Annotated in this window: 2 protein-coding genes; one reads left to right on the top strand and one right to left on the bottom strand. The window is 69.4% G+C overall.

Features of this window, described 5'->3' with window-relative positions; translation table 11 throughout:
• Positions 1-1,102 (bottom strand): serine hydroxymethyltransferase (gene glyA / locus HMPREF3105_RS02905; protein ID WP_070708747.1); only part of this gene is annotated, 1,102 nt, incomplete at its 3' end.
• A gap of 227 nt (positions 1,103-1,329) precedes the next feature.
• Between glyA and HMPREF3105_RS02900 the strand changes: the two genes are divergently transcribed.
• Entirely contained in the window at positions 1,330-2,844 is a 1,515-nt protein-coding gene (locus HMPREF3105_RS02900) for a catalase (RefSeq protein WP_020625388.1), read from the top strand.
• Positions 2,845-2,917 lie beyond the last annotated feature (73 nt).

The following is a 2,917-nucleotide window of genomic DNA, read 5'->3' as shown; positions in this document are numbered from 1 at the left end:
CGGAGGTGGTCATCGGCGGACGCGGGTCCCACGGCACCGAGTTGCGGTTCACGGTGATGCCGACCTCGTGCAGGATGTCCTCGCCCTGCCTGCCGTCCAGCTGGGACTCGCGCAGGTCCACCAGGACCAGGTGCACGTCCGTGCCGCCGGTGAGCACCGAGATGCCGTGCTCGGCCATGTCCGGGGCGGTCAGGCGCTCGGCCAGGATCTGCGCGCCGGCCAGGGTCCGCTCCTGCTTCTCCTTGAAGTCCGCGGAGCCGGCGATCTTGAAGGCCACGGCCTTGCCCGCGATCGCGTGCATCAGCGGGCCGCCCTGCTGGCCCGGGAACACGGCGGAGTCGATCTTCTTCTTCAGCTCCTCGGTGGAGAGGATGAAGCCCGAACGGGGGCCGGCGAGGGTCTTGTGCACGGTGGAGGAGACGACGTCGGCGTGCGGCACCGGGTTCGGGTGCAGGCCGGCGGCCACGAGGCCGGCGAAGTGGGCCATGTCCACCCAGAGCCGGGCGCCGACCTCGTCCGCGATCGAGCGGAAGGCGGCGAAGTCGAGCTGACGGGGATAGGCGGACCAGCCGGCCACGATCACCTTCGGCCGGGCCTCGAGGGCCTTCTCGCGCACCTTGTCCATGTCGATGCGGTGGGTGTCCGGCTCCACCTCGTACGCGGCGATGCTGTAGTTCTTGCCGGAGAAGTTCAGCTTCATGCCGTGCGTCAGGTGGCCGCCGTGCGCCAGGGACAGGCCCATCATCGTGTCCCCGTGGTCCAGCAGCGAGGTCATCACGGCCACGTTGGCCTGAGCGCCGGCGTGCGGCTGGACGTTGGCGTGCTCGGCGCCGAACAGGTCCTTGGCGCGCTGGATGGCCAGGTTCTCGGCCACGTCCACGAACTCGCAGCCGCCGTAGTAGCGGCGGCCCGGGTAGCCCTCCGCGTACTTGTTGGTCAGCACCGAGCCCTGCGTCTCGAGGATGGCGCGCGGCACGAAGTTCTCCGAGGCGATCATCTCGAGCGTGCCCCGCTGGCGGCCGAGCTCGTCCGCGAGCGCCGCGGCGATCTCCGGGTCCACCTCGGCGAGGGGCTGGGTGTTGATGTCGGGCGTCTGCGTCACGGGGGTTCCCTTCGAACGGGGGTCTGTGCGGCCGGAAGGCTCCGGTGCCCTCCATCCTAGTGACCAGGCGCCGTCGTCGGGCCTGCGCGACGGCGGCCCGCGGCCCCGGCGACCGACCCCGGCACCCGGTTCTTTTGACTGATTCAGAAATATGCCAAGATCGGGGATGACGCCGCCCACCGCGCCGATCGGTGCGCGGCCGACGTCGATCGACGAAGGAGAGTTCCATGACGGAGTACCAGAAGAAGACCCCGCACGCGACCGGTTCCACCCGCCAGAACGGCGCCCCGGCCATCAGCGACCGCCAGTCCCTGACCGTGGGCAGCGAGGGGCCCATCGTCCTGCACGACACCCACCTGCTGGAGACCCACCAGCACTTCAACCGCATGAACATCCCGGAGCGCCGCCCGCACGCCAAGGGCTCCGGCGCCTTCGGCGAGTTCGAGGTGACCGAGGACGTGTCGAAGTACACCAAGGCCCTCGTGTTCCAGCCGGGCACGAAGACCGAGACCCTCCTGCGCTTCTCCACCGTGGCCGGCGAGCTCGGCTCCCCGGACACCTGGCGCGACGTGCGCGGCTTCGCACTGCGCTTCTACACCGAGGAGGGCAACTACGACATCGTCGGCAACAACACCCCGATCTTCTTCCTGCGCGACCCGATGAAGTTCACCCACTTCATCCGCTCGCAGAAGCGTCTGCCGGACTCCGGCCTGCGCGATGCCACCATGCAGTGGGACTTCTGGACCAACAACCCCGAGTCGGCGCACCAGGTGACCTACCTGATGGGCCCGCGCGGCCTGCCCCGCACCTGGCGTGAGATGAACGGCTACGGCTCCCACACCTACCTGTGGGTCAACGCCCAGGGCGAGAAGCACTGGGTGAAGTACCACTTCATCTCCCAGCAGGGCGTGCACAACCTCTCGAACGACGAGGCCACCAAGATCGCCGGCGAGAACGCCGACTTCCACCGCCAGGACCTGTTCGAGTCCATCGCCAAGGGCGACCACCCCAAGTGGGACCTCTACATCCAGGCGATCCCCTACGAGGAGGGCAAGACCTACCGGTTCAACCCCTTCGACCTGACGAAGACGATCTCCAAGAAGGACTACCCGCGCATCAAGGTCGGCACGCTGACCCTGAACCGCAACCCGGAGAACCACTTCGCGCAGATCGAGTCCGCCGCGTTCAGCCCGAGCAACACCGTGCCGGGCATCGGCCTCTCCCCGGACCGCATGCTCCTGGGCCGCGCCTTCGCGTACCACGACGCACAGCTGTACCGCGTGGGCGCCCACGTGAACCAGCTGCCGGTGAACCGTCCCAAGAACGCGGTGCACAACTACGCCTTCGACGGCCAGATGTGGTACGACCACACCGGCGACCGCTCCACCTACGCGCCGAACTCCAACGGCGACTCCTGGTCGGACGAGACCGGCCCGGTGGACGACGGCTGGGAGGCCGACGGCACCCTGACCCGCGAGGCCCAGGCCCTGCGCGCGGACGACGACGACTTCGGCCAGGCCGGCACCCTCGTCCGGGAGGTCTTCTCGGCCCAGGAGCGCGAGGACTTCGTGGAGACCGTGGCCGGCGCGCTGAAGGGCGTCCGCCAGGACGTCCAGGCCCGCGCCTTCGAGTACTGGAAGAACGTGGACACCGCGATCGGCCAGCGCATCGAGGACGAGGTCAAGCGCCACGAGGGCGACGGCATCCCGGGCGTCGAGGCCGGCGGCGAGGCCCGCATCTGACGGCTCCCTCCCCCGGCGGGCGCCCGCGCGCTCCGCTGAACGCACGGCGGCCGCTCCCTCGCACGAGGGGGCG

It is taken from the genome of Micrococcus sp. HMSC31B01 (assembly GCF_001816085.1).
In the GTDB taxonomy this organism is placed as follows: Bacteria; Actinomycetota; Actinomycetes; order Actinomycetales; family Micrococcaceae; genus Micrococcus; species Micrococcus luteus.
The sequence above is the reverse complement of the archived record's forward strand: the minus strand, read 5'-3'. Positions and strand labels throughout refer to the sequence as shown.